At 61.7% G+C, this 514-nt stretch carries 1 protein-coding gene; it reads left to right on the forward strand.

Annotated elements, in window-relative coordinates; all coding sequences use genetic code 11:
- A partial coding sequence (locus ACW9HW_RS30150) for a cbb3-type cytochrome c oxidase subunit I (protein ID WP_457402979.1) occupies positions 1 to 514 on the forward strand: 514 nt, incomplete at both ends.

Below are 514 nucleotides of genomic sequence, written 5' to 3' on the forward strand. Positions count from 1 at the left end.
TGATCACCCTGTACATCTGGGCAGGTCCCCACCACCTGCACTACACCGCGCTACCGGACTGGGCGCAGTCGCTGGGCATGGCCATGTCGCTGATCCTGCTGGCGCCGAGCTGGGGCGGCATGATCAACGGCATGATGACTCTGTCGGGGGCCTGGCATAAGTTGCGCACCGACCCGATCCTGCGCTTTCTGGTGCTGTCGCTGGCCTTCTACGGCATGTCGACCTTCGAAGGGCCGATGATGGCGATCAAGACCGTCAACGCCCTCTCCCACTACACCGACTGGACCATCGGCCACGTACATGCAGGGGCATTGGGTTGGGTGGCGATGATTACCTTTGGCGCGACCTATCACATGGTGCCGAAAGTCTTCGGCCGTGAGCAGATGCACAGCACAGGCCTGATTAACGCGCACTTCTGGCTGGCGACCATCGGCACGGTGCTGTACATCGCTTCGATGTGGGTCAATGGCATCACCCAGGGCCTGATGTGGCGCGCAATCAACGACGACGGCAC

It is taken from the genome of Pseudomonas sp. SDO5532_S415 (assembly GCF_054071155.1).